26 protein-coding genes are annotated in these 22,982 nt (G+C 45.5%); 10 read left to right on the plus strand and 16 right to left on the minus strand.

Going from position 1 to position 22,982, the window contains the following annotated elements; all coding sequences use genetic code 11:
• Positions 1 to 2: 2 nt before the first annotated feature.
• The 7 genes from thrB to nadA form a co-directional block, all read right to left on the minus strand.
• Positions 3 to 887 carry a homoserine kinase gene (thrB, locus tag AC5SLM_RS03745; protein WP_495249593.1) on the minus strand — a complete coding sequence of 295 codons (885 nt, stop codon included), beginning with the start codon at positions 885 to 887 and terminating at the stop codon, positions 3 to 5.
• Between the two features lie 8 nt (positions 888 to 895).
• Positions 896 to 1,279 (minus strand): hypothetical protein, encoded by a 384-nt coding sequence (locus AC5SLM_RS03750; RefSeq protein WP_495249594.1) that lies wholly within the window; start codon positions 1,277 to 1,279, stop codon positions 896 to 898.
• A gap of 65 nt (positions 1,280 to 1,344) precedes the next feature.
• Positions 1,345 to 2,229, minus strand: a complete 885-nt coding sequence (lpxC, locus tag AC5SLM_RS03755) for a UDP-3-O-acyl-N-acetylglucosamine deacetylase (protein ID WP_495249596.1) — start codon at positions 2,227 to 2,229, stop codon at positions 1,345 to 1,347.
• Positions 2,230 to 2,337: 108 nt separating this feature from the next.
• Positions 2,338 to 3,702, minus strand: a complete 1,365-nt coding sequence (gene pgp6 / locus AC5SLM_RS03760; RefSeq protein WP_495249597.1) for a peptidoglycan metallopeptidase Pgp6 — start codon at positions 3,700 to 3,702, stop codon at positions 2,338 to 2,340.
• A 75-nt stretch (positions 3,703 to 3,777) separates the two neighbouring features.
• A complete protein-coding gene (gene flhB / locus AC5SLM_RS03765; protein ID WP_495249598.1) occupies positions 3,778 to 4,839 on the minus strand; it encodes a flagellar biosynthesis protein FlhB in 1,062 nt (353 codons plus the stop codon).
• Position 4,840: 1 nt separating this feature from the next.
• Positions 4,841 to 5,665 carry a carboxylating nicotinate-nucleotide diphosphorylase gene (gene nadC, locus AC5SLM_RS03770; protein WP_495249599.1) on the minus strand — a complete coding sequence of 275 codons (825 nt, stop codon included), beginning with the start codon at positions 5,663 to 5,665 and terminating at the stop codon, positions 4,841 to 4,843.
• Positions 5,662 to 6,654 carry a quinolinate synthase NadA gene (gene nadA, locus AC5SLM_RS03775; protein ID WP_495249600.1) on the minus strand — a complete coding sequence of 331 codons (993 nt, stop codon included), beginning with the start codon at positions 6,652 to 6,654 and terminating at the stop codon, positions 5,662 to 5,664. Before nadA ends, nadC begins: the two co-directional genes overlap by 4 nt.
• Positions 6,655 to 6,781: 127 nt before the next feature.
• Here nadA and plsY point away from each other — a divergent pair, with 127 nt between their 5' ends.
• From plsY to AC5SLM_RS03805, 6 genes are all read left to right on the plus strand, one after another.
• The gene (gene plsY / locus AC5SLM_RS03780) at positions 6,782 to 7,402 is read left to right on the plus strand and encodes a glycerol-3-phosphate 1-O-acyltransferase PlsY (protein ID WP_495249601.1); all 621 of its coding nucleotides are present in this window, start codon (positions 6,782 to 6,784) and stop codon (positions 7,400 to 7,402) included.
• A 1-nt stretch (position 7,403) separates the two neighbouring features.
• Complete coding sequence (locus tag AC5SLM_RS03785; protein WP_495249602.1) at positions 7,404 to 7,727, plus strand: dihydroneopterin aldolase; 324 nt, start codon at positions 7,404 to 7,406, stop codon at positions 7,725 to 7,727.
• Between the two features lie 79 nt (positions 7,728 to 7,806).
• The gene (gene hsrA / locus AC5SLM_RS03790) at positions 7,807 to 8,478 is read left to right on the plus strand and encodes a homeostatic response regulator transcription factor HsrA (RefSeq protein WP_205457882.1); all 672 of its coding nucleotides are present in this window, start codon (positions 7,807 to 7,809) and stop codon (positions 8,476 to 8,478) included.
• A gap of 14 nt (positions 8,479 to 8,492) precedes the next feature.
• Positions 8,493 to 9,770: a sensor histidine kinase gene (locus AC5SLM_RS03795; RefSeq protein ID WP_495249603.1), complete on the plus strand. Its 1,278-nt coding sequence runs from the start codon at positions 8,493 to 8,495 to the stop codon at positions 9,768 to 9,770.
• Between the two features lie 169 nt (positions 9,771 to 9,939).
• A complete protein-coding gene (locus tag AC5SLM_RS03800; RefSeq protein WP_205457880.1) occupies positions 9,940 to 10,191 on the plus strand; it encodes a YfhL family 4Fe-4S dicluster ferredoxin in 252 nt (83 codons plus the stop codon).
• Entirely contained in the window at positions 10,191 to 11,657 is a 1,467-nt protein-coding gene (locus AC5SLM_RS03805) for a Ppx/GppA phosphatase family protein (protein ID WP_495249604.1), read from the plus strand. The genes AC5SLM_RS03800 and AC5SLM_RS03805 overlap by 1 nt, the downstream gene beginning before the upstream one ends.
• Here the strand turns inward: AC5SLM_RS03805 and bamA are convergent.
• The gene (gene bamA, locus AC5SLM_RS03810) at positions 11,654 to 13,873 is read right to left on the minus strand and encodes an outer membrane protein assembly factor BamA (RefSeq protein ID WP_495249605.1); all 2,220 of its coding nucleotides are present in this window, start codon (positions 13,871 to 13,873) and stop codon (positions 11,654 to 11,656) included. The two genes, AC5SLM_RS03805 and bamA, sit on opposite strands and share 4 nt — an antisense overlap.
• 100 nt (positions 13,874 to 13,973) lie before the next feature.
• On the opposite strand from bamA, the gene AC5SLM_RS03815 reads away from it, so the two are divergent.
• The 3 genes from AC5SLM_RS03815 to AC5SLM_RS03825 all read left to right on the plus strand — a co-directional run bounded on the left by AC5SLM_RS03815 (position 13,974) and on the right by AC5SLM_RS03825 (position 17,130).
• Positions 13,974 to 14,801 carry a prephenate dehydrogenase gene (locus AC5SLM_RS03815; RefSeq protein ID WP_495249606.1) on the plus strand — a complete coding sequence of 276 codons (828 nt, stop codon included), beginning with the start codon at positions 13,974 to 13,976 and terminating at the stop codon, positions 14,799 to 14,801.
• A gap of 64 nt (positions 14,802 to 14,865) precedes the next feature.
• Positions 14,866 to 15,948 (plus strand): 3-phosphoserine/phosphohydroxythreonine transaminase, encoded by a 1,083-nt coding sequence (serC, locus tag AC5SLM_RS03820; protein WP_495249607.1) that lies wholly within the window; start codon positions 14,866 to 14,868, stop codon positions 15,946 to 15,948.
• Between the two features lie 9 nt (positions 15,949 to 15,957).
• A complete protein-coding gene (locus AC5SLM_RS03825; protein ID WP_495249608.1) occupies positions 15,958 to 17,130 on the plus strand; it encodes a phosphoglycerate dehydrogenase in 1,173 nt (390 codons plus the stop codon).
• Here the strand turns inward: AC5SLM_RS03825 and AC5SLM_RS03830 are convergent.
• The 7 genes from AC5SLM_RS03830 to metK all read right to left on the minus strand — a co-directional run bounded on the left by AC5SLM_RS03830 (position 17,117) and on the right by metK (position 21,727).
• Positions 17,117 to 18,127, minus strand: a complete 1,011-nt coding sequence (locus AC5SLM_RS03830; RefSeq protein ID WP_495249609.1) for a beta-ketoacyl-ACP synthase III — start codon at positions 18,125 to 18,127, stop codon at positions 17,117 to 17,119. The genes AC5SLM_RS03825 and AC5SLM_RS03830 overlap by 14 nt on opposite strands.
• Positions 18,128 to 18,142: 15 nt before the next feature.
• The gene (plsX, locus tag AC5SLM_RS03835; protein WP_495249610.1) at positions 18,143 to 19,138 is read right to left on the minus strand and encodes a phosphate acyltransferase PlsX; all 996 of its coding nucleotides are present in this window, start codon (positions 19,136 to 19,138) and stop codon (positions 18,143 to 18,145) included.
• 5 nt (positions 19,139 to 19,143) lie between these two features.
• Positions 19,144 to 19,290, minus strand: a complete 147-nt coding sequence (gene rpmF / locus AC5SLM_RS03840; protein ID WP_495249611.1) for a 50S ribosomal protein L32 — start codon at positions 19,288 to 19,290, stop codon at positions 19,144 to 19,146.
• Positions 19,291 to 19,305: 15 nt separating this feature from the next.
• Positions 19,306 to 19,662, minus strand: coding sequence for a DNA-binding protein (locus AC5SLM_RS03845; protein WP_495249612.1), 357 nt, complete (start codon positions 19,660 to 19,662; stop codon positions 19,306 to 19,308).
• A 3-nt stretch (positions 19,663 to 19,665) separates the two neighbouring features.
• Positions 19,666 to 20,079 carry a nucleoside-diphosphate kinase gene (gene ndk / locus AC5SLM_RS03850; protein ID WP_495249613.1) on the minus strand — a complete coding sequence of 138 codons (414 nt, stop codon included), beginning with the start codon at positions 20,077 to 20,079 and terminating at the stop codon, positions 19,666 to 19,668.
• A gap of 125 nt (positions 20,080 to 20,204) precedes the next feature.
• Positions 20,205 to 20,489 (minus strand): DUF362 domain-containing protein, encoded by a 285-nt coding sequence (locus AC5SLM_RS03855; protein ID WP_495249614.1) that lies wholly within the window; start codon positions 20,487 to 20,489, stop codon positions 20,205 to 20,207.
• Positions 20,490 to 20,566: 77 nt separating this feature from the next.
• Positions 20,567 to 21,727 (minus strand): methionine adenosyltransferase, encoded by a 1,161-nt coding sequence (metK, locus tag AC5SLM_RS03860; protein WP_495249615.1) that lies wholly within the window; start codon positions 21,725 to 21,727, stop codon positions 20,567 to 20,569.
• Positions 21,728 to 21,885: 158 nt separating this feature from the next.
• Here metK and AC5SLM_RS03865 point away from each other — a divergent pair, with 158 nt between their 5' ends.
• The gene (locus AC5SLM_RS03865) at positions 21,886 to 22,482 is read left to right on the plus strand and encodes a peroxiredoxin (protein WP_495249616.1); all 597 of its coding nucleotides are present in this window, start codon (positions 21,886 to 21,888) and stop codon (positions 22,480 to 22,482) included.
• A gap of 30 nt (positions 22,483 to 22,512) precedes the next feature.
• Here AC5SLM_RS03865 and AC5SLM_RS03870 read toward each other — a convergent pair whose 3' ends face one another.
• Entirely contained in the window at positions 22,513 to 22,923 is a 411-nt protein-coding gene (locus tag AC5SLM_RS03870) for a Fur family transcriptional regulator (protein ID WP_495249617.1), read from the minus strand.
• Positions 22,924 to 22,982: the final 59 nt, after the last annotated feature.

Consider the following 22,982-nt stretch of genomic DNA (forward strand, 5'->3'; position numbering starts at 1 on the left):
ATTTAGCTGTTTTCGATATTAAAGCCTTCGTTATCGAAAGCATACGTGCCCACAAAATAGTGCGGGAAGTTCTTTTTTAATACCATTTCCATTCTTTGGGCCTCTTCTTGGTAAACAATCGTCAAAAATGTTGAACCGCTTCCTGAGAGGGTGCTCATAAGCGCCCCCTCTTCTAGTGCCACCTCTCTTACCTTGAAAAGTTCAGGAAGCTGTCGCATGCGTCGCTCCTCGTGCATCATGTCAACGGCGGCCAAGCGCAACAAATCCCACCGCTCGTTTAAAAATGCTGCACTTAAAAATGCTGCATGGGAAAGGTTACTCACACACTCCTTCATGGAGTAGTGCTTGGGCAGCTGTGTCCGTGATTTTGCTGTAGACATAGGCCTATCAGGAATGACCAAAACCGCCTTTATGGTGTTTGGAAGGACCTTTTTTTGCGTATACACTTTCTCTTGCTGGACAATCGACGTGGTAAACCCTCCGTGAACCGCTGGGGCGATATTATCAGGATGCGACTCATACTGCAACGCGCGGTTTAGCACTTTTTCTTTCTCCACCCGAACGCCAGCCATATGGTAAGCACTGGCAATGGCGCCAACAATGACCGCGGATGAGCTTCCAAGACCGCGGGAGAGAGGAATATTGTTTTCAAATTCAAACCGAAAATTCTCTTTTCTTCCGCACATTTGCGTGTAGATTTCATGAAAAATACCGACAAAAGGATTGTGGGTTTTAAGCTTAGGGCGCCCCACTCCTTCGCCTTTAATGGAAATACTCCCCACCGAGCTTGGGGTAATAACAACGCTGTTGTGAAGGGATAAAGAAAGGCCAAGCGCATCAAAGCCTGGGCCTAAATTTGCACTGGTCGCTGGGATATAAATCTTCAAACACACTCCTAAAGGGCAGGCAAATGGTATAGTGGTTGGGTGTCGAGGCTAAAAACGTCCGTATTTAAAACAAGAGGTAGCGTAAACGCGCTAGCAGACCCTTCCTCTAAAACTTTGGTTGTAATCTTACCATGTTCTTTACTAAAAAAGAGTTTTCCGACGGCTTTAATGGGCCCATTACCGTTAAAGGCAAAGCCATCGCACGCCTTTAGGGGGATATCTAGAGCCAATTCAAGGGTTTTGAGAAAAAGATATGTCACCTTGATGGCCATAAAACTTCCCGGTCCCCTCGCAAAATACAATCCAGTACATGTATAAGTAGCAAGGAGGTCTTTCATGATACGCGGCAACGCTTCACTGGATTTGTCTGTGCTTTGGAGTGTTTGAACCAAGCGGCCTTCTTGGTAAACCCCCACAAAAAGAGGTGAACCAAGGGAAAGCACTAAAATGTCTGTCTTTATGCAAATACCTTTTCGTACGCTTGTGCCACTTCAGGAACCAAGGTCTTAATCTCGTAATTTGAAGGGTCTTTTAAAATCTCTTTGGTGAGCAAATGGTTAAGGTGGTGGCTTCCCGCAAAAGATTCGTAATCCCCAATCATAGGTGCCCCCAAAAGGGCTAAGTCACCAATGGCGTCTAAAATCTTGTGGCGCACAAACTCATCACTGTAGCGCAACCCTTCAGGGTTTAAGATTTTTTTCTCATCCATCACAACGGCATTGTCCAAAGACCCACCCAGGGCAAGGCCACGGCTACGCAACATTTGGACATCTTTCATAAACCCAAAGGTGCGTGCGCGGGCAATCTCGTCTAAAAATGCTTTTTTGCCAAACTCAAAATGGTACTCTTGGCGGCCGATGGCCACATGGTCAAACTGAATCGTAAAGCGAAAGGTAGGGGTTTTGGAAGGCAACACGCGGGCAAATTTGCTTCCCTCTTGCACTTCCACGACTTTTCGCACAATCAGCACTCTTTTGTATGCCTCCAAGGGGCGGATTTTTGCCTCATCAAGCATCATACAAAAACTCCCGCTACTGCCATCCATCACCGGGATCTCAGGACCATCTACCACCACGCGGATGTTGTCAATCCCATAAGCCCAAATCGCAGAAAGCAGGTGTTCAATGGTTGAAATAGAGCCGTGTTCATTGCCCACAACCGTTGCCATTTGGGTGTTAATCACAAACTCTGGCAACGCCCTAAAGCCCACACCAAGATCGCTTCGGTAAAAGACAATCCCCGTATCCGCTTCCATAGGCTCTAACACAATACGGATAGGCTCACCTTTGTGCAACCCTATTCCGACACTTTCAACACTGTTAAGAATCGTTAATTGTCTCACTCACTCTTCCTTGGGTGCACGCTCATCATGGGAGCTTTCAAGCAAAAATAATTCCCCATTGTATGGCACAGGGGTGAACAATCAGTAAACAAAGCTGTTTTTCTCTTTTTACTGGCGCTCAATCAACGCCTGCGCATTACGCATAATGGAATACAAATTGTCTTCCATCCAACTCTTGTCCATCCACTCTTCAGGACGAACCTCCACCCCTTGAACCAATACGCCAAAGTGCAAATGATCCCCAAAGGCAAAGCCTGTTACTCCCGTTTTCCCAATCACGTCCCCCGCCTTCACCGCATCGCCCGTTTGCACAAGCAAGGAGGAGCAGTGGCTGTATAGAGTGTACAATCCCAATCCGTGGTCTAAAATAATCGTCCGTCCGTAGATGCCCGTCTCTTGCGCAAAGACAACTCTTCCTGCATTGCTACTGACAATCTCTGCGTGGGCAGTGCTTGCTAAGTCTAGGCCCAAATGGTACGATTCGCTCACCACTTGTCCTTCGTATGTATATTTACGGTGGTCTCCAAAACTCGCCACCGCAGCACCGTTACGCAACGGATAAAAAGGAATCAATTTTGCCTCCCCCAAGAGGGCTTGAGGGGCCTGCGTTGCGACGCGGGAAATCTTCTCATCGTTTTCTTTTCGCAAAGTTTTATTGACAAACATAAACCGTTCAATAGGACTCATGGCTTCGTATTCGCGGGAATACATTTGTGCCAGCTCCGTCACTTTTCCACCCAAAAATCGCTCTGTTAGTGCGATGCTTGAAACCCGGTATTTTCGATTTTGCAAGAAAAAGCGCACCCGTTCGCGAGAAAGATTGCCCGCCTTGTCTTGTGCCACGATATCCGCATGAAAATGCTCTTCACGCCTTGGCCACGCCACAAGAGAGATGTAATACCCTTCTTTGTAAAAAGGAGTGGGGTAAAATCGCTGCCCGTCGTTGGTTTGAATGTACAGCTCTTTTAAGTTGGCATCATTGGCGCGAAAAACCACTGCTGCTGAGCCCCCTTTGGTTATTTTGTAAGAATTTGTCAAGACAAAAAGTTCCGGACGCGTGGTGTCGATGTGCAAGAGGGCTGTTTTTTTGGCTTCGTTGCCGGAGAAAAAGTTCCATTTGCTGGTGTCTATTGCTTCCACTTCTAGCACCATTTGCTCTTGTTTGCTAAAAAATCCTGTGCGAGGAAAGGTTACCTCAAGGCTTAGTTCTTTTTGGGGCGTGTCGTACATTTGGGTATGTAAAACGACGCTATTTGCACCATCGTTTAATGTCACTCGCACGAACTTTACCCCGCTTTGGTCCTTTACATGTAAGGCAATGGGTTCTTTTAAATTCCAATAAATCGTCTCTTCAAGGGAAATTTCTGGCGGGGTGCGCTCAAACATAGGAGAGTTGTACAAATACAATAAAATACTCAAAACGGCACCAATAACAAGTAAAATAATAATACTTCCTGAACGCTGTTGTTTCATGTGGTTATCCTTGGGTCATTGCTAGGCAGTGGCAGTTGAAGTGGACGATTGTATCCAAAAAGGGCTGAAAATTCTCTAAGAGCGCCGTTTGTTGGTTTGATAAACGAAGGCTAGCACCTCAGCCACTGCCTTGTAAAGCTTCTCAGGAATCGCTTGTGAAATGTCGCATTGCTTGTAAAGTTCGCGGGCAAGCGGGGGGTTTTCAACAATTTGGATTTTATGATTGAGGGCAATCTCTTTAATGCGCAATGCCAAAAAATCAACCCCTTTGGCAATCACCACAGGCGCCCTGTCCTTGCTTTGATCGTACCGAATGGCGACTGCATAGTGGGTTGGGTTGGTGATTACCACGTCCGCATCGGGAATATTTTGCATCATGCGTTTTTGGCTCATCTCCATTTGCACCCGTCGAATCCGCGCCTTCACTTGCGGGTCGCCTTCCATTTGTTTGTGTTCATCCTTAATCTCTTGCTTGCTCATGCGTAGTTCTTTAAAATAGTTGTACCGCACAAACATCAGGTCAATAAACGCAAGGATTAAAAACAACGCCAACATCACCGCCGCTAAAATCACCATCTTGTCTCGTAGCCAAATAAGTTGACCAAAAAGGCCAAAAAACAGGGTTTTGGGAAGTTCTGTGGTAAATTCCATCAAAAAATAAAACGCCAACCCAAAAACAGCACTGACTTTTAAAATTGTCTTTAAGCCCTCAATGAGTTTTTTCAGGGAAAGGAGGTTTTTCAACCCTTTAATAGGGTCGATTTTTTTCAAATCTGGCGTAATGGATTTGGTGGTAAATAAAAAACCAAATTGCATCAAAGCCGCCAAAACGCCCGCCAACGCTACCGAAATCGCAATAGGCAAAACCATCAACCCCAACTCCCGAAAGGAAACGATTGCCATGGAAATGAGGGTTGCTTTGGTGAGTTCCTCGCCGATGAATTCGTAGTAGTACATGTAAAGACTGCGGATACGCCCCTCAAGAAAGGGAAAGGTTAAAAACACCGCGACCACCGCCACGACAAGCGTCACAAAACTACTGGTGTCTTGGCTTTTGGGAACATTGCCCTCTTTGCGGGCATCTTCTATTTTCTTACTGGTAGGTTCTTCTGTTTTTTCTTGATCATCCGCAGCCATCTTAGCGCAACGGTTCCATCTTCATGGAAAAATCAAGCCACGTGGCTTGGTGAATAATGCTCCCACAACTCATCGCGTCCACACCCGTTCGTGCCACAGCAACAATGGTAGCCTCAGTAATATTCCCGCTAGCCTCAAGAATAATGTGAGGAAAATGGGCATTTTTATACGCCACCACCTCTTTCATCTCCTCAAGACCCATGTTGTCGCACATCACAATATCTGCCCCTGCTTCCATGGCCATTTTGGCGTCTTCAAGGGTTTCGCACTCCACTTCGATAGTCGTTGTAAAAGGCAGGGTTTTGCGCGCTAAGGCGAGTGTCTCTTTGAGGTTGCCAATAAGCGCAAGGTGCGTGTCTTTGAGCATCAACGCATCATCCAACCCAAACCGATGGTTTGCCCCACCACCACACCGCACGGCGTATTTTTCAAAACTCCGCAACAAAGGGCGTGTTTTGCGCGTGTCTAGGAGGCGCACAGGAATCCCCTCAAGAGCACGCACATACGTAGCCACTTTGGTGGCAATCCCGCTGGCATGTTGTGCAAGATTTAAGACGCTCCGCTCCGCTTTTAGCAGCTGGGTTGAGGGGCCTTTTAAAAGGGCGAGGCGTTCTCCTTTTTCTATGGTTTGACCATCACACACGTCAAAAACAACATCAATCCCAAGCACCTCACACACCGCTTCCACATAGGGCACGCCTGCAAACACACCCGGCTCCTTACATGTAAGGATTGCCCTAGCAGGCAAAGGAGGAGCAAGGCGTTCAAACAAATCACCCCGCCCCAAATCCTCACGCAAAATGGCTTCGACAAAGGGGCGTATCATAGGTTAAACATCCGCTCAAGGGCGACTTTAGCCCATTTTCTGGTCTCTTCAGGAAGGATGATTTCGTTGGCAAAGGTGTTGTTTTTAATGGAAAGCAGGGTTTCGTGCAAATCCGCCAAACTGGTTTCGTTCATCGTCGGGCATTCTGGCTTGGTAGAAGAGAGTACATAGGTGTGTTCTTTGCGCAACCGCTGCACGAGGTTATACTCCGTCCCCACGGCGACAGGCTGGTCTTTAGGAAGGGTGTTGATGTAGGCAATCATTTGTGCCGTGGAGCCTACGAAGTCGGAAATATCGCACACTTCAGGCTTGCATTCAGGATGGGTTACAATCTTGATGCCCGGGTATTTGGCGCGGAAAAAATGCACATCTTCCACGTCAAAAAGTTGGTGAACGGAACAAAACCCGTTGTAGCACAACACATCCGCGCTTGCCAAATCCGCCTCAAGTCCCACAACCTTTGCCACCAATCCCATCTCTTTGGCAATATTTTGCCCCAAACATTTATCCGGAACAAACAAGATTTTTTTGCCACTCTCTAGGGCTTTGGTGATGATGGCTTTTGCGTTGGAACTGGTGCACACCATGCCGCCCATTTTTCCAATCCGCGCTTTGACTTCTGCGGAAGAGTTGATGTATGTGATGGGCATCAACTCTTCAGGCGCAATACCCGCATCCCTCAGGGTCTGCAAGGTTGCGTCAAAATAGCCCACGTCTATCATCCGCGCCATGGCACAGCACGCAATTTTGGGCATCAGTACGCGTTTTTGGGGCGCTAAAATCTTGACACTTTGCCCCATAAATCCGACACCGCAAAAAATCAAATACGGCTTCGTATCTTGGGCTGCCCATTGGGCAAGTTGCAGTGAATCTCCTGTAAAATCGGCCATTTCAAACACGTCATCTTTTTGGTAATAATGGGCCACGATGGAGACATTCAGGGTGCGTTTTAATTCTTGAATCTGTTCTTTAATTGCTGTATTACTCACTCGGTTTTCCTTGATTTATGTTCAAAATAAAATCGGACATTATAGCAAAGGCGCCATTAAAGACAACCTAATTGATTTTTGGCTAAAATGCGCACATGCCAAATTATACACAAGGAACCCCGCTTCTATGTTAACCAACATCAATATCCATTTTTACCTTGCAGCCTATTTCATCGGCGCCATTCCTTTTGGACTCATTCTTGCCAAAACCTTCGCCCGCACAGACATCCGTACCCAAGGAAGCCAAAGCATCGGCGCAACCAATGTGTTGCGTGTTTTAAAACAAACCCATCCTAGCCTTGCAAAAAAACTTGCTCTTGCCACTGTGGTACTAGACGCCCTTAAAGGACTAACGCTCATCCTTTTTGCAGCCTCCATGGGACTTTCGGTAGAAACCCAGTGGACCATCGGCGTGCTTGCCATCATCGGCCATTGCTTTAGTCCTTATTTAAAATTTGAAGGAGGCAAAGGCGTGGCGACAGCAGTAGGCGTACTCCTTTACTTCTTGCCACTTGAAACACTGATTGCCTTTGCCGTGTGGTATTTACTCGGACGCACCGTGCGCATTTCTTCGGTTTCTTCCCTAGGTGCGCTCACGACACTCATTATTTCTTCTTTTTTGATTCATTATGACATGCCCCATATCCACACCCATGCCCCCTTGTTGGTGATTGCGTTTATCGTGCTTTACAAGCACATTCCCAATCTCATGCGTTTGGTAAACGGTCAAGAAAAACAAGTCATTTAAGATGACAATTTTTGTCAAAGACCTCACCTTTGAGGCCATCATTGGTCTCTTACCCCAGGAGCGCATTACACCCCAACGGGTGATTTTTAATGGAAGCTTTACATGTAAGGATATTCCTTTGAGTATTGATTACGCGCAGGTGGTGTTTTTAGTTAAAGAGACCCTTATCCGTGAGCAATTCAAAACGGTCGAGGAAGCACTTTTGTTCCTTGCGCCCTTGCTGAAAACACAATTTCCACCCATTGCATCCCTAAAACTCTCTCTTTCCAAGCCCGATATTCTTCCTGAATGCACCGTCGGTGCCTCCTTAGAAAAAATATATTAAAAAAACATTAAAAAATCTTGAAATAACGCTTAAATTATGATACAATCCCCCCATAAATTTTTACCTTAAGGAAATCTAAATGCGGATACTAATCGTTGAAGATGAAGTAACCCTCAACAAAACCATCGCCGAAGGTCTCCAAGAGTTTGGTTACCAAACAGATAGTTCTGAGAACTTCAAAGACGCCGAATATTACATCGGCATTCGCAACTATGATCTGGTCCTTTCCGACTGGATGTTGCCTGATGGCGATGGCATTGATTTAATCAGCCTCGTCAAACAAAAGTCTCCGCGCACAGCTGCGGTCATCCTCTCTGCCAAAGACGACAAAGAAAGCGAAATCAAAGCCCTAAAATCCGGTGCGGATGATTACATCAAAAAACCTTTTGATTTTGACATTTTAGTCGCACGTATCGAAGCGAGACTTCGCTTTGGTGGCACAAACGTTATCAAAATCGACGACTTGGTTATTGATCCAGACGAAGAAAAAATCACGTACAAAGGTCAAGACATTGAACTTAAAGGCAAGCCTTTTGAAGTCTTAACCCACCTTGCGCGCCACAGCGACCAGATTGTCTCTAAAGAGCAACTCTTGGATGCCATTTGGGAAGAACCTGAACTAGTAACCCCCAATGTCATTGAAGTTGCTATTAACCAAATCCGTCAAAAGATGGATAAACCGCTCAATATCTCAACGATCGAAACCGTTCGACGTCGGGGTTACCGATTTTGTTTTCCCAAAAAAGTATAAGAACAAAGTTTATCTTGCAATTAGTGTCGGCTTCGGCCACACTAATTGTCATCTTCTCCGCCATTTTATACCAAACCATTAAGATTTCTATCTTTGAGACCATTACAAGTTCCTTAAAGGAGTATGCGGTTCTTATTGAGCGCGAAACCAACCCTGCCCTTATTACCCGTGAGTATGCCTTTATCCACGCCGCCCTTCCCCCTGAGATTCGCGCTAAAGTTGCCTTCCTTCCTAAAAAAAACCGCGCCGTGGAGCTCAAGCAACACGCCGTAGATAAGCAGCAATTTCTTTCTATCTTTCAGCCTATTTGGAGGCACGAAGAGGCCTTTATCGTCCTCACCCAAGAGGTGACACAAACCGATAAAATGCTTGATCGTATTTTGCGCAATATTTTGCTCATTAACCTCAGTGCTATTTTTCTCATCCTCTTTTATGCCCTGTTCCTCTCGCGTATGCTCTTGGTGCCCATCAAAATCCTTGCCAATAAACTGGCAAATATGAACGAAACTTTTTTACGCTCAGTGGATATTGACACATTACCTGAAGAATTTTTGCCTCTTGGCAAAGGAATTAACCGCTTAATTGACAGAATTCAAATCTTTGTCAAATACCAAAAAGAGCTTTTTATTGGTACGGCCCATGAGCTTAAAACCCCGTTAGCGGTGATGAAAACAAAAAATGAAGTCACTTTATTGCGCCCTCGCGAAGCGGAAAAATACGTTGAAGCACTGCAAAGCAACATCCAAGCTATCAATGAAATGAACGCTATGATTGGTGCCATTTTAGAGATTGGACGGCAAGAAGGTGCCCAATTTGAAGAGCCTGTTTCCATCGATTTGGTTGCTTTTTTGCAAGAGCGTGTTACAAATTTTAAAATTCTGGCCCACCAAGAGGGTAAAAAAATTGAACTTATCTTGCATGCATCCCGCTACACCATCACCACCCAAAAAACCTTACTGATTCATATTTTGCAAAATTTTGTCCAAAACGCTATCAAGTTTTCTCCAAAAAACAGCACCATCACCATCCATGCCTCAGAACTGCCTACTGAATTTTTAATTACGGTGGAAGATGAAGGCGTAGGCATCGATGAGAGCAAAGATCTGTTTGCCCCATTTAAGCGTTATGGAGACAAAGGGGGGACAGGACTAGGGCTTTTCTTGGCCAAAGGTGCCGCGGATGCCCTAGGCGCAACCATTCGTATTGCCAACCGTACAGACCGCCAAGGAACCCTTGCTTCATTGTCTCTCCCCAAAACCTCCCTTAAAGCCCATAAAAAACGCTTGCTTTAGTTGGATTTTCTTGAAGAATCCCTCAGTTTTTTAGGGTTTTATGTCACAATCCTTCGCCTTTTGCAAGCCCCTAAGATAAGGAAAACCTTCAACCCTCTTCTTTTAAATTTCGTCAAAGTTGTTTTAGTGTATAACTCACCAAATATTTTACCCACGAGAAGGAAGATGTATGTCATTAATGATTACTGAAGAGTGCATTGCTTGCGATGCTTGTCGAGACGAATGCCCAAATTTTGCTATCGAGGAAGCCGATCCCATTTATATTATCGATCCAGACAGCTGTACTGAATGTGTAGGGCACTTTGATGAGCCTTCGTGTATCGCCGTGTGCCCAGTTGAATGCATCATTCCCGACCCTGATAATGTGGAAAGTGTTGAGGAACTAAAACTCAAATATGAACAACTCACGAACGAAGAGTAATGGCCAAGCGCACCGCTGTCATTGATCTTGGCTCAAACTCCGTCCGAATGGTTGTGTTTGAAAAAACCAGCCGTTTTGGATTTCACCTTATCAAAGAAGTTAAAAGCAGAGTCCGCCTAGGGGAAGGTGCCTATGAGCGAGGTGGACGCCTCCAAGAAAAATCCATCCAAGAGGCCTTTGAAGCCCTTGAGTCCTTCCATCGCATTGCTACCAATCTTCATTGCACCAAGGTCTTGTGTGTTGCCACTTCTGCCCTAAGGGATGCCCCCAATGCATCTGACTTCACCTCAAAGGTGCGCAAAGTACTAGGCTTTTGCGTACGCATTATTGACGGGCACACCGAAGCACGGTATGGGGGAATGGCTGCGGTAAATTTGCTTCCTTTTCTAGAAGAAGCCACGACGGTGGATATCGGAGGGGGTTCTACCGAATTGGCAAAAATTGTCAAAGGGAAGATTGTCGATACGGTTTCTCTTAATATTGGAACCGTGCGCCTTAAGGAGCTTTTTTTTGACACCAAGCAAGCACGAAATGTCGTAGAAGCATTTTTAGAAACCGCGCTAAAAGACCTTCCTGAGCATTTCTCCTCACCATGCGTGGTTGGGATTGGGGGGACACTTCGCGCCTTATCCAATGCCATCATGGAAAAAGAGCTTTATCCTTTAAAGACCGTCCATGGCTTTTCCTACGACGTCGCACAGCACCAACCTTGGATTGACACTATTGGGCGCCAGAGTATCTTAGATTTGAAACCTTACGGGTTTAAAAAAGACCGCATTGATACCATTCGAGAAGGGTGCACAATCTTCAGTAAGCTGCTGACACACCTAGGAGCCTCTAACGTCCTTACCTCGGGTGCAGGGGTGCGTGAAGGGGTCTTTTTGAGTGATTTACTGGCTTCCCATCAAGGGGTTTTTCCCAAAAACTTTAATCCGAGCCTCAAAAGCCTTACAGACCGTTTTTCACCCAACCCCAAAGATGACGCCCATGTCGCTAAAACGGCGTTGGCCCTATTTGACGCGTTGTCCACTTTACACAAGATTGATGGGGCATATAAGGTTGAATTGTCTATTTCTGCTAAATTGCATTCTGTGGGAAGCAGTTTGAGTGTGTACCAAGAGCATTTGCACAGTTTTTACTTCATTCTTAACAATCTAAATTTTGGCTTCTCCCATGAACAAAAAATGCTCATTGCCCTTTTAATCAAATACCACACAAAAAAGTTGCCAAATTATGAAGACTTTGGGGCTTATGGCGCGCTGTTGCCTGAAGCCAACACGGTCAATTGGCTAAGTTTTATTCTTGCCTTTGCCAAGTGCCTCAACACGGATTTGAGCAAAACGCCCGTAACCTTTTCTTATGAAAACCACACCTTACATGTAAAGAGTGGCAACTCTATGCGTTTGGCAAAAGAGGCCATTAAAAAGCTCATCAAGCCCGCTTCTTTTGCCATCGCCTTTCGCTAAAACTGCCGTCCAATTGTAAATTCAAAACTGGCAGTATCGTCCCCTGACTTCTTCTTGATAGGCTCTGCGAAAATAAGCGCAATGGGCCCAAGGGGAGAAGTCCACTCTAGCACTACCCCTGCACTTGCGCGGGTTTCATCGGCAATATTGTTATCGCCAATCATGCCATAATCCATAAACAAAGCACCCCGCATCTTAAGGCGCTCGACCAACGGAAAGCTCGCTTCAATGGAGTTCACCAACGACATCTCACCGCCTAAGAGCGTGCCTGCGTCATTTTTAGGTGAAATAGACCGAGAAGAAAAGCCCCGCAAAGAACTCACGCCACCAAGGTACAATCTTTCATTGCGTGGCAAATAGCCATTGTCCCACGCGAGAGAAAGCCGTGCTTTATAGCGCAAAATAAGGTCGTAATCCATCGCCTCTCTTAAGCCATAAAAATAGGCAAAACGGTAGTGGTTTTTGACAAACTCATAGTCCCCACCGATGCCTGCAAATTCCAAAGAAGCACTCGCACTTATACCCGTGCGCGGCAAATAGTAATCATCAGTATTGTTAAAGGAGACAGAAGGGGTAATGGAGCTTTTAATGCGCTTTCCTTCTTCATAATCATACACGTTTTTTAGAGCCTGCGTCATATTAGACAATTCAACCTCTTCCAAAACATAAGTCAGCCCCACGGAAGTATAGCGTCCAAATTGTCGCCCCAAAGTGACGTCAAAACCAATCTTCTTTTCATCATAATCAATCCACTCATTGTCTTCTGAGTAAATACTTCCCCCTAGGCTGTATACCGAATCAAACACACGGGGATTGGTCAAAGAAATCCGACCGGTTAACTCTTTATCGGAGCGTTCCACGCTAACAACACCCTTTAGTCCGCTACCCAACACATTGCCATCGGACACACTCGCACTCAACAAGAGTCCATCCGAAGTCCCATACCCAATCCCACCGCTGATAGCTCCTGTGGACGTTTCTTTTACCGTCACAAGCAAATCCATTTCATCACGGCTTACGCGCTCTTCAGTAATAGTAGCATCTTCAAAATAGCCCGTTCGGCGAATCGCATTGCGCGAATCGACCAAATCGGTACGGCTATACATCGCACCCTCTGTCAAGTACATCTCACGGCGCACAACGCGGTCAATGGTGCGCGTGTTGCCCGCAATGCGTACATTACGTACCCGAACTTTTTCCCCAGGGGTTACCACATAGGTAATAGAAACCATTTTGGTTTCCTTATCTTGTTTCAAATCGGGAAAAACCCGCACAAAAGCATACCCTTGGTCAGCTACAGCCACTTCTACCAATTCCAAATCTTTTCGTAGCCGCTCAACACTGGCAACCTTACCCTCAGACAGCGAGAGCTTGTCGCGCAATGCTGCTTCGTCCAAAAGCCCTTCTGGGGCACTAAAGGCGATAGATTCAACCTTGTAAACCTCCCCTTCAATGACTTGGTACGTAAGGGCAGCATTAAAACTGTCCATATAGGTTTTTAAAAATGGGGTGCTCACTTGCACATCCAAATGGCCCCGTTTCATGTATTCGTCTTTGATGCGGTCGCTATCTAAGGGCAATTCATGTATCTTTAACTCCCCGGAGTTAAAGCCCCAAAACCACCCTAACATTTCCCGTTCTTTATTGGCAAGGACAGGCTCAACATTTTTATAGCCAAGGGCTTCTGCCCCACATATTTGCACGGAACGAATGATAATCTTCTCCCCGCGGTTCACCAAAAACTTTACATGTAAACTTCCCTCTTGGGCAAGGGGTTCACTTTTAACTTCCACTACTGTATCAAAAAAACCTTTGGCTTCAAAAAATTGCTGGATGCGTTTTTGCGCTTCGGCGATAATACGCTCATCGTACATCATCCCCTTGCGTACACCCAAGATAGGCTCTAATACCTCTTTATCATTTTGCCCCACGCCTTCAAACTCAATCCTTGCAATGGCAGGTTTTTCTTTCACATAGACCGTTACATGCCCCGCGTCTTCTTCTACCCAAATGTCATTAAAATAATTTTGCATGTACAATTTTTTAATCGCCGTATCAACTTGCTCGATATCAAGCTGTTTGCCCGGTTCTAGCCCCGTAATCTCTTTTGCCGAATCTGCAGAGAGACGCACAAGGCCATTGTAAGTGACAGATTCTATAGTGATAGCCATCAGCGATGTTGCTGCCAATAGGGGAAGTATGGTGAATGTTTTCATCAAAGGGGAATCCTCGTGTAATCAGGTTTTTAGTAGCAAAGTGGATATAATACCATCTCAAGATTTAATTCATCGTAAAAATTCAAAAAGGTATAAAAAAATGACAGTAGGCATTGTCGGCCTTGGCCTCATGGGAGGGTCTTTAGGGCTTGCATTACAAGAGACGAAGCTCGTCTCAAAAGTTGTAGGTATTGACCACAATCTTACCCATTGCGAAGAGGCACTTTCCCTTGGCTTGGTGAGCGAGATTGTTTCTTTTGATGAACTCAAACAATGTGATATGATCTTTTTAGCAATCCCGGTTGAGGGCATTATCAAAACCCTTCAAGAGCTTGTAGGGGTCTCAGAACGCACAACGATTGTGGACTTAGGCAGCACCAAAGCGAAAATCATCGCCTCCGTTCCCGCCTCTATTCGCTCCAATTTTGTGGCCGCACACCCCATGACAGGAACAGAAAAGTTTGGACCAAGCGCTGCGCTCAAAGGGCTTTACCGCGACGCTGTTGTGGTCTTGTGTGATTTTGACAATTCTGGGGACTTACACAAAGAGCGTTCCGTGCAAATCTTTTCCCACATTGGCATGAAAATCGTCTTTATGGACCCTCTCTCCCACGACCGCCACGCTTCGTTTATCTCCCACCTTCCCCATGCCCTTAGCTACGCCCTCGCCAACAGCGTTATGGGCCAAGAAGACCCCAAAAGCATCCTCTTGCTTGCAGGTGGTGGCTTTCGCGACATGAGCCGTATTGCCAAAAGTTCACCCCAAATGTGGAGTGAAATTTTCATGCAAAACCGCACCAATTTGCTTGAATCCATTAGCCTTTTTGAAAAAGAGCTTCACAGCGCCAAAACCATGATTGAAAAGGGCGACTGGGAGGCACTGACTTCGTGGATGGGTAACGCCACCACGCTTCATAAGATTTTATAGTTTCCTTTGATACAATCTCACTTTTTTGTATCTTAATAACGCACACTACCCCCAAGGAGATATAATGCAACCAGCCATCAACTTTGGCGCAGGCCCTTCCATGATTCCCCAAGAAGTCCTCAAAGAAGCCCAAACGCACTTGCTTGATTTTCATGGTCACGGGCTTTCCATCATGGAAGCTTCTCACCGCTCCTCTGTTTATGAAGAGATTCATGATAAAGCGATTTTAGACATCAAAACACTCTTACATGTACCCGAAGATTATGATGTTTTATTTCTTCAAGGGGGCGCTTCATTACAATTTGCTATGGTTCCACTCAACCTCTACCAAGGGGGTGTCATTGAATTTGTTGACACGGGCACATGGTCCTCTAAAGCAATCAAAGAAGCTAAAATCATGGGGCTAAATACCCGCGTTGTGGCCAGCTCCAAAGAAAGCGGCTACACCCATATTCCTGAGAATATTGCCTTTAGCCATGAGGCTGATTACGCCTACATCACGTCCAACAACACCATCTATGGCACCCAATACAAAACATTCCCAGATGCCCCCACGCCTCTTGTTGTGGATGCCTCAAGCGATATTTTCTCTTATCCTATTGATTGGAACAAAACAAGCCTCTTGTTCGCAGGGGCTCAAAAAAATGCTGGCCCCTCAGGCGTTACGATTGTCATTATTAAACGCGATTTACTAGGTAGGGTGAAAGAGAATGTACCTACGATGCTACGTTATCAAACCCACGCGGAAGCCAACTCCCTTTACAACACCCCACCTACCTTTGGTATCTACCTCTTGGGCCTTACCATGGAATGGATTCAAGCACAAGGAGGCGTGGAAGCGGTACGTCAGTACAACGAAGAAAAAGCGGCACTGCTGTACAACGCCATCGATGCTAGCGAAGGGTTTTATGTAGGGCACGCGCTTGCGCAGTCTCGCTCCCTTATGAATGTTTCTTTCAACATCAAAGACAAAGACAAGGCCCTAGAAGCAAAGCTTTTAGCGTTGGCTGAAAAAGAACGCATGATTGGCCTTAAAGGACACCGCTCCGTGGGTGGATTACGTGCTTCTATTTACAACGCGATGCGCAAGGAAGGGATTGAAGCCCTTGTTGACCTCATGCAATCCTTTGCCAAAAATCACCGTTAAGGGCCTTACATGTACAAAATCCAAACACTCAATAAAATCGCAGCCAAGGGATTAGAACTGCTTCCCCATGCACAGTATGAAATTGCCAGTGAATTTAAAGACCCCGATGGCATCATCGTTCGCAGTTTCAAAATGCAGGAAATGGAATTTTCCGCCTCCCTTAAAGCCATTGCAAGAGCGGGGGCTGGGGTGAATAACATCCCCTTGGATCGCTGCAGTGAAAAAGGAATTGTCGTTTTTAACACCCCTGGCGCTAATGCCAACGCTGTCAAAGAACTTGTGATTTGCTCTTTGCTGCTTGCTTCGCGCCATGTGGTTGATGGGGTTGCGTGGACAAGGTCTTTAGAAGGGCCGGCGGATCAAATCCCTACCCTTGTAGAACAAGGCAAGGCCAATTTCGCAGGGTGTGAAATCAAAGGAAAAACCCTAGGTGTCGTGGGACTTGGCGCTATTGGTGCGCTCGTAGCCAAAGATGCCCTAGCCCTTGGCATGCACGTCATCGGCTATGACCCTTACCTTTCCGTCGATGGGGCGTGGGAACTTTCCAATGATGTGCAAAAAGCTTCGGGCCTTGAAACCCTTCTTAAAAGCGTGGATTACCTCACCGTGCACGTGCCCCTTTTGCCTTCTACTAAAGAGATGTACAATGCTGAGAAATTTGAGATGATGAAGCCAGGCATTAAAATCATGAACTTTGCGCGCGGAGAACTTTTTAAGGAAGAAGATTTAATCACCGCCCTTAACAGCGGCCACATTGGTGCCTATGTCACCGACTTCCCCACCGCAAACCTCATTCGCACCAAGGGTGTTATTCCTGTCCCTCACCTTGGCGCCTCCACCCAAGAGAGCGAGGAAAATTGTGCTATTTGGGCAAGCCGACAACTCAAAAACTTTTTAGAGAGCGGCAATATTGAAAACTCGGTTAATTTCCCTACATGTAAACTGCCTATGCGCAAAGGCCTGACACGCCTTAGCATTGTCAATAAAAATATTCCCAATATCATTGGTGCTGTTACGTCATTGCTAGCGAAAGAAGGGATTAATATCGATGATATGCTCAATCAGAGCAAGGGAGACGTTGCGTATATGCTTTTGGATGTGCAAGGAGAGATTTCCCCCAGCCTTATTCAAGCCCTTGAGGCAACGGAGGGGATTCGGCGCGTACGCGTTATTTTGGGGTAGAGATTTGATCTCCCCCAAATCGAAGTAAGGCACTCCCCCACGTAAACCCGCCACCAAAGGTATCAAGTAAAATCAAATCCCCGCGCTTAATGCGTCCTTCTTCATAGGCATCGTTGATTGCCATGGGGATGGACGCGGCGGAGGTGTTGCCGTATTTGTGTACGGTTAAGACGGTTTTTTCTTCGGGAAATTCTAATTTTTGGCGCACCGCTTCGATAATGCGAAAGTTTGCTTGGTGGGGAATGAAGTGGTCAATTTCGTCCACACCCATTGCATTGCGCGCTAAGATGTCTACTACGTCGTTGGTCAAGGTTTTCACCGCAATCTTAAAAACTTCATTGCCTGCCATTTGGATAAATTGGCGCTTGTTTTCAAGAAGGCTTAGACAACATGGCTCCTTTGACCCGCCACCTGGAGTAATGAGCAAATGGCCATATTCTCCATCTGCGGCGACATGTACATCTAAAATTGCTTCGTCCTTATTGGTCGTCTGACCAATAATCGCAGCCCCACCACCATCACCAAACAAAATACATGTGCCCCGGTCCGTATAATCCACATAGCTGCTAATTTTTTCCGCACCGACAATCAAGAGGTTTTTATACGCACCCGATTCAATAAAGGCTTTGGCAAGGTTGAGCAAGTAGACAAACCCGCTACACGCCGCAGAAATATCAAAGGCCATCACGTGGCCAAGCCCTAGCTTGTGGGCAATCATACAGGCCGTTGAGGGCATCGTTAGATAATCAGGACTAAGGGTCGCGCAAATGATACCATCAATCTCTTTAGGGTCAATTCCCGCGCGCGCAATGGCCACTTTTGCAGCTTCCACGCCCAAATCGCTTGTTACTTCATCGGGTGCTGCAATGCGACGCTCTTTGATTCCCGTGCGTTTTACAATCCACTCGTCTGTCGTATCTACCATTTTTTCAAGGTCTTGATTGGTTAAAATGGTTTTAGGGGCATAAGCCCCGATTGATCTAAGAGTCGCGTACATGTAAAAATCCTTCGCTTAAATCTTGTAGCGCGAGAGTTCGCTTTCGATTGTTTTATTAATGGTTGAGTCCGCAAAATTAAGTGCCTGAAAAATAGCGTTTTTGACCGCTTTTGCGTTGCTTTTGCCATGACCAATAATAGCACATCCTTGGATACCAAGAAGGGGTGCGCCGCCATATTCAGCATAATCCACTTGTGTTTTTAAAATCTTAAACACTTTTCGCATCAACACTGCCCCCGCGATCGCAACAGGAGAACGGCGAATGTTGTGCCGAATAATTTTTGTGATAGAGTCTGCGACCCCTTCACTGGTTTTTAAAACGATATTTCCCACAAATCCATCACAGACAACCACATCAACAGAGTTGTCGAAAATATTGTTTCCTTCGATATTGCCAATAAACGACCCAAGTTTAAGCAATTTCTTGTGTGCCTCTTTTGTGATTTCATCGCCCTTGCTTTCTTCTTCACCATTGGAAAGTAGGCCAACTTTTGGGTGTTTAATTCCCATCACTTCTTTAGCGTACGCTTCGCCCATCACGGCAAACTGAAAAAGATGTTCAGGCTTACAATCTACGTTTGCCCCCACATCTAGCACAAGGGTGTATTCCCCTTTGAGTGTGGGCATGAGTGTTGCGATTGCCGGTCTTGCGACACCTTTAATGCGCCCAATGCGCAAGGTTGCAAGGCTCATGGTTGCGCCACTGTGGCCTGCTGAAACCACACCATCCGCTTCTCCATTTTTCACTAAATCAACCGCTTTATAGATGGAAGATTCTTTGCGTTTAAGTGCGTCCGTGGCCGATTCATGCATATCGATGATATCTTTTGCTTCCACATACGATACTCTTTTTTGCAGTCCTTGTGGAATCATAGGTTTGATAATCTGAGCATCACCCACCAAGATGGCATGAAACTCTTTTTTGGAGGTTAAAAGAGCTTGGATGGTCCCTTCGACAATCGGTTCTGGGCCGAAGTCACCACCCATGGCGTCAATTGCTATGCGCAACATTCGAATTAGTATTCGCCCGTAGTTTTGTTAATGCGGTGGGGCATTTTCCAAGAACCATCTTTATCTTTTACAGGCATAGCAAGCGTCACTTTGTAGTGCGTTCGTCGTTTTGCTGAACGGGTCTTGCTCACGCGTCTTTTTGGTACAGCCATCGTATTCTCCTTTGTTTAGTTTTGACAGGATTGGCAATAAAAATAATCACTTTTAATTGCCTCTAATTCACTGTGTAAAATAGCATGAAAATCTGCACGCTCATCAAAAAACTCTACAAGGTTTAACAACCCTGTTTCTTCTGAAGCAGGCATCACGCCATCACTCATCCAAACTTCAACTTCTTCATCAAGAACCATAGTCAAATCCACTCCACAACGGTCACAATGGTGTGAGAGGGTTCCGATAATTTTTCCTTGGCATAAAAGCAGGTTTGGTTTTTTCTTAAACACCCATGCTTTGAGGGAAATATCTCCCTCTTGAACATCAATTTCAAAGGCTTCTTTGGGAATCTTTCGAAATTCAATGATCATTGGTTAACTAATGTCTCGTTTTGCAAAAAAGAATTCAATCTCCCCTTTTGCATTTTCAAGAGAGTCGCTTCCATGAACCGCATTTGCATCAATACTTTCAGCAAAATCGGCTCGGATTGTTCCAGGAGCAGCTTCTTTTGGGTTAGTTGCGCCCATAAGCTCTCGGTTTTTTACCACTGCATTGTCACCTTCAAGCACCATGACTACTACTGGTCCACTGGTCATAAACTCAACCAATTCTCCGAAAAATGAGCGTTCTTTGTGAATTTCATAAAACGTTGCCGCATCATCGTAGCTTAGTTTTATTTTTCGCATCGCAGCTATTTTTAACCCATTTGACTCAAATCGGTCAACAATTTTTCCAATGACACCTTTAGCAACAGCGTCTGGCTTAATAATGGATAGTGTTTGCTCCATTTCCAATGACTCCTTCAGTAGATTACGGCGTTTGCACAATGCAAGGTCGGGATTATATCAAAAAAATGTTTTAAATAAAAGAAAATGAAGAAAGAAAGTCCGAAGTGACTCGGACTTTCGGAAGATTATTCGACGCAGGCAGTAGTACCACCACGCATATCAGTGGTGATTTCGTCACGACTTGGCTGGCCATCGACCGTTGCATCCCATACAATGCAACCCTCTGTTGGACAAGCTGAGGCACAGGCTGGCTCATCATGATGACCAACACACTCTACACACTTGTCTGGGTATACATAATAAATGCCTTCTCCTGTTGGGTTATCGTCATCATCCACGATAGCTTCTACCGGGCACTCGTCAATACAGGCGCCACAACTAATACAAATATCTGTAATTTTTACAGCCATTGTTTCTCCTTTAAGATTCTATATTGAAACCTGCAAACTATAGCACACAAAGTTTAAAAGGGCTATAAAAAAGCAACTTAACCCATTTTTAAAAACTCCAAAATTGCCTCGACTTTATCGCACTTCTCCCAACCAAATCCCTCTTCTTCTCGCCCAAAATGCCCATAGGCTGCAGTTCTTTCATAAATGGGCTGCAAGAGATTCAGTGTTTCAATCATGCCTCCTGGCGTCAAGGGAAACACTGCTTTGATGCACGCTTCTATCTCCTTGGCAGAAACACGTGCGGTTCCGTATGTCCACGCTGCCACAGACACAGGCGCAGCTATCCCAATAGCATAAGAAAGTTGCACAAGAACCTTTGTGCATACCTTTGAAGCAACAAGGTTTTTGGCAATGTAACGGGCCATATACGCCCCACTTCTGTCCACTTTTGTAGGGTCTTTTCCGCTAAAGGCACCGCCGCCGTGTGGACAACTACCGCCATAGGTATCTACAATGATTTTTCTTCCCGTCAGCCCCGCGTCTCCTTGCGGTCCACCGATGACAAAACGGCCCGTAGGGTTAACGTGGTAAGTGATGGCGTCACAAGACAGGTGCGGTGGCAACAAGGGCTTAATTATCTCTTCAATCACCGCTTCTTTTACGATTGCGTGCTCCACCTCGGGAGAGTGTTGCGTAGAGACGACCACCGTATCAACAGCGACAGGCTTTTCATTTTCATACCGAAGCGTCACTTGCGCTTTTCCATCAGGCCTTAAAAAAGGCAGCATGCCACTTTTTCTTGTTTTGGCCAAAGAAGCTGTTAAGGCGTGTGCCAATGTAATAGGCAAGGGCATCAACGTTGGGCTCTCATCGCACGCATACCCAAACATCAAGCCTTGGTCTCCCGCACCTAAAACACCATTTTTCCCCACAACACCTTGGTAAATATCTGAACTTTGCTCACCAACAGCATTTAAAACCCCTGCTGTGCGATAATCAAAGCCATACGTCGCATCCGTATACCCAATACGGCGAATCACATCACGAACAATTTCTTGCATCGGTGCATACGTGTTTGTTCGCAACTCTCCCGCAATAACACATAAGCCGTTTGATACTAACGTCTCGCACGCCACCTTCGCCTGAGGATCGCGGGCAATAATATAGTCCAAAATAGCATCGCTGATTTGATCAGCCATTTTATCAGGATGCCCCTCGGTAACCGATTCGCTTGTAAAAAGGTAGTTTTTTTCCATCCATTTTCCTTGCCAACTACGAAGATGGCATTATAACAAAAATCGCTTTCTAGCAAGACTTTATGGCTTACATGTAACCCTTTTTTTTAATCATCTTCTTAAGAAATAACTGATATTATTTTCGTCTTAATAAATTTTCTTACTTGAAGGAGTAATCAATGTTAGTGACCAATAAGGCACCTGATTTTACAGCAACCGCGGTTTTAGGAAACAATCAAATTGTTGACAATTTTAACCTTTATGACAACTTGGGTGAAAAAGGGGCTGTCCTTTTCTTTTATCCCCTTGATTTTACCTTTGTATGTCCTTCTGAAATCATCGCATTTGATAAGCGTCTTGAAGAATTTACAAGCCGTGGTGTCACGGTTATTGGTGTTTCAATTGACTCTCAGTTCTCTCACTTTGCATGGAAAAACACAGCAATTAACCAAGGCGGTATCGGCCAAGTACGTTTTCCTTTGGTAGCTGACCTTACAAAAAAGATTGCCAAAGACTATGATGTGCTTTTAAATGAGTCCGTTGCTCTTCGCGGCTCGTTTTTGATTGACAAAGACGGCACCGTACGTCATGCAGTCATCAACGACCTCCCCCTTGGACGCAATATTGACGAAATGATTCGCATGGTTGATACAATGATTTTCACCAACGAACATGGCGAAGTTTGCCCTGCGGGATGGAGCAAGGGAGACGAAGGAATGAAAGGGTCGACTGAAGGAGTTGCGGAATATCTGGCTAAAAACGTAGAAAAACTCTAAAAAAAGGTGGGCTAAGCCCACCTCACCTTCCTAAGAACATTTACTGCAAGAATCAACTGTCGCGACAACGTCGATGCGTTTTACTTCTCTTCCTGCTTTTGCCTCAATATCACTTTGGTATGCCTCAAAACCAATATCGCAAGGAAAATCTTGGATATCACCACACGTTGCACACACAAGATGAATGTGGGGGTGGCAAAAAATGTCGTACCGCGTTTTAGCCCCCGGGGTGTTAATCTCCGCAATAAGCCCCTCATCTTTTAACGTATTCACGTTTTTATAGACCGTTGCCAAAGAGACGGAAGGATGATCTTCTTTAATCCGTTCATAAAGCTCTTCCATGGTGGGGTGGGTGTGTTGCCCAAGATTTTTAAGGACAGAGAGCCGCTGTGGTGTTGCCTTTAGATTTCGCTCCTTAAGGAGTTCTAGATACTGTTTCATGGGACTTTCCTAATTTTTCCTCTATTATGCCAAAACTATTTTTAAAAAGTATTTTATTT

Source organism: Sulfurospirillum sp. HTRB-L1 (assembly GCF_059415125.1).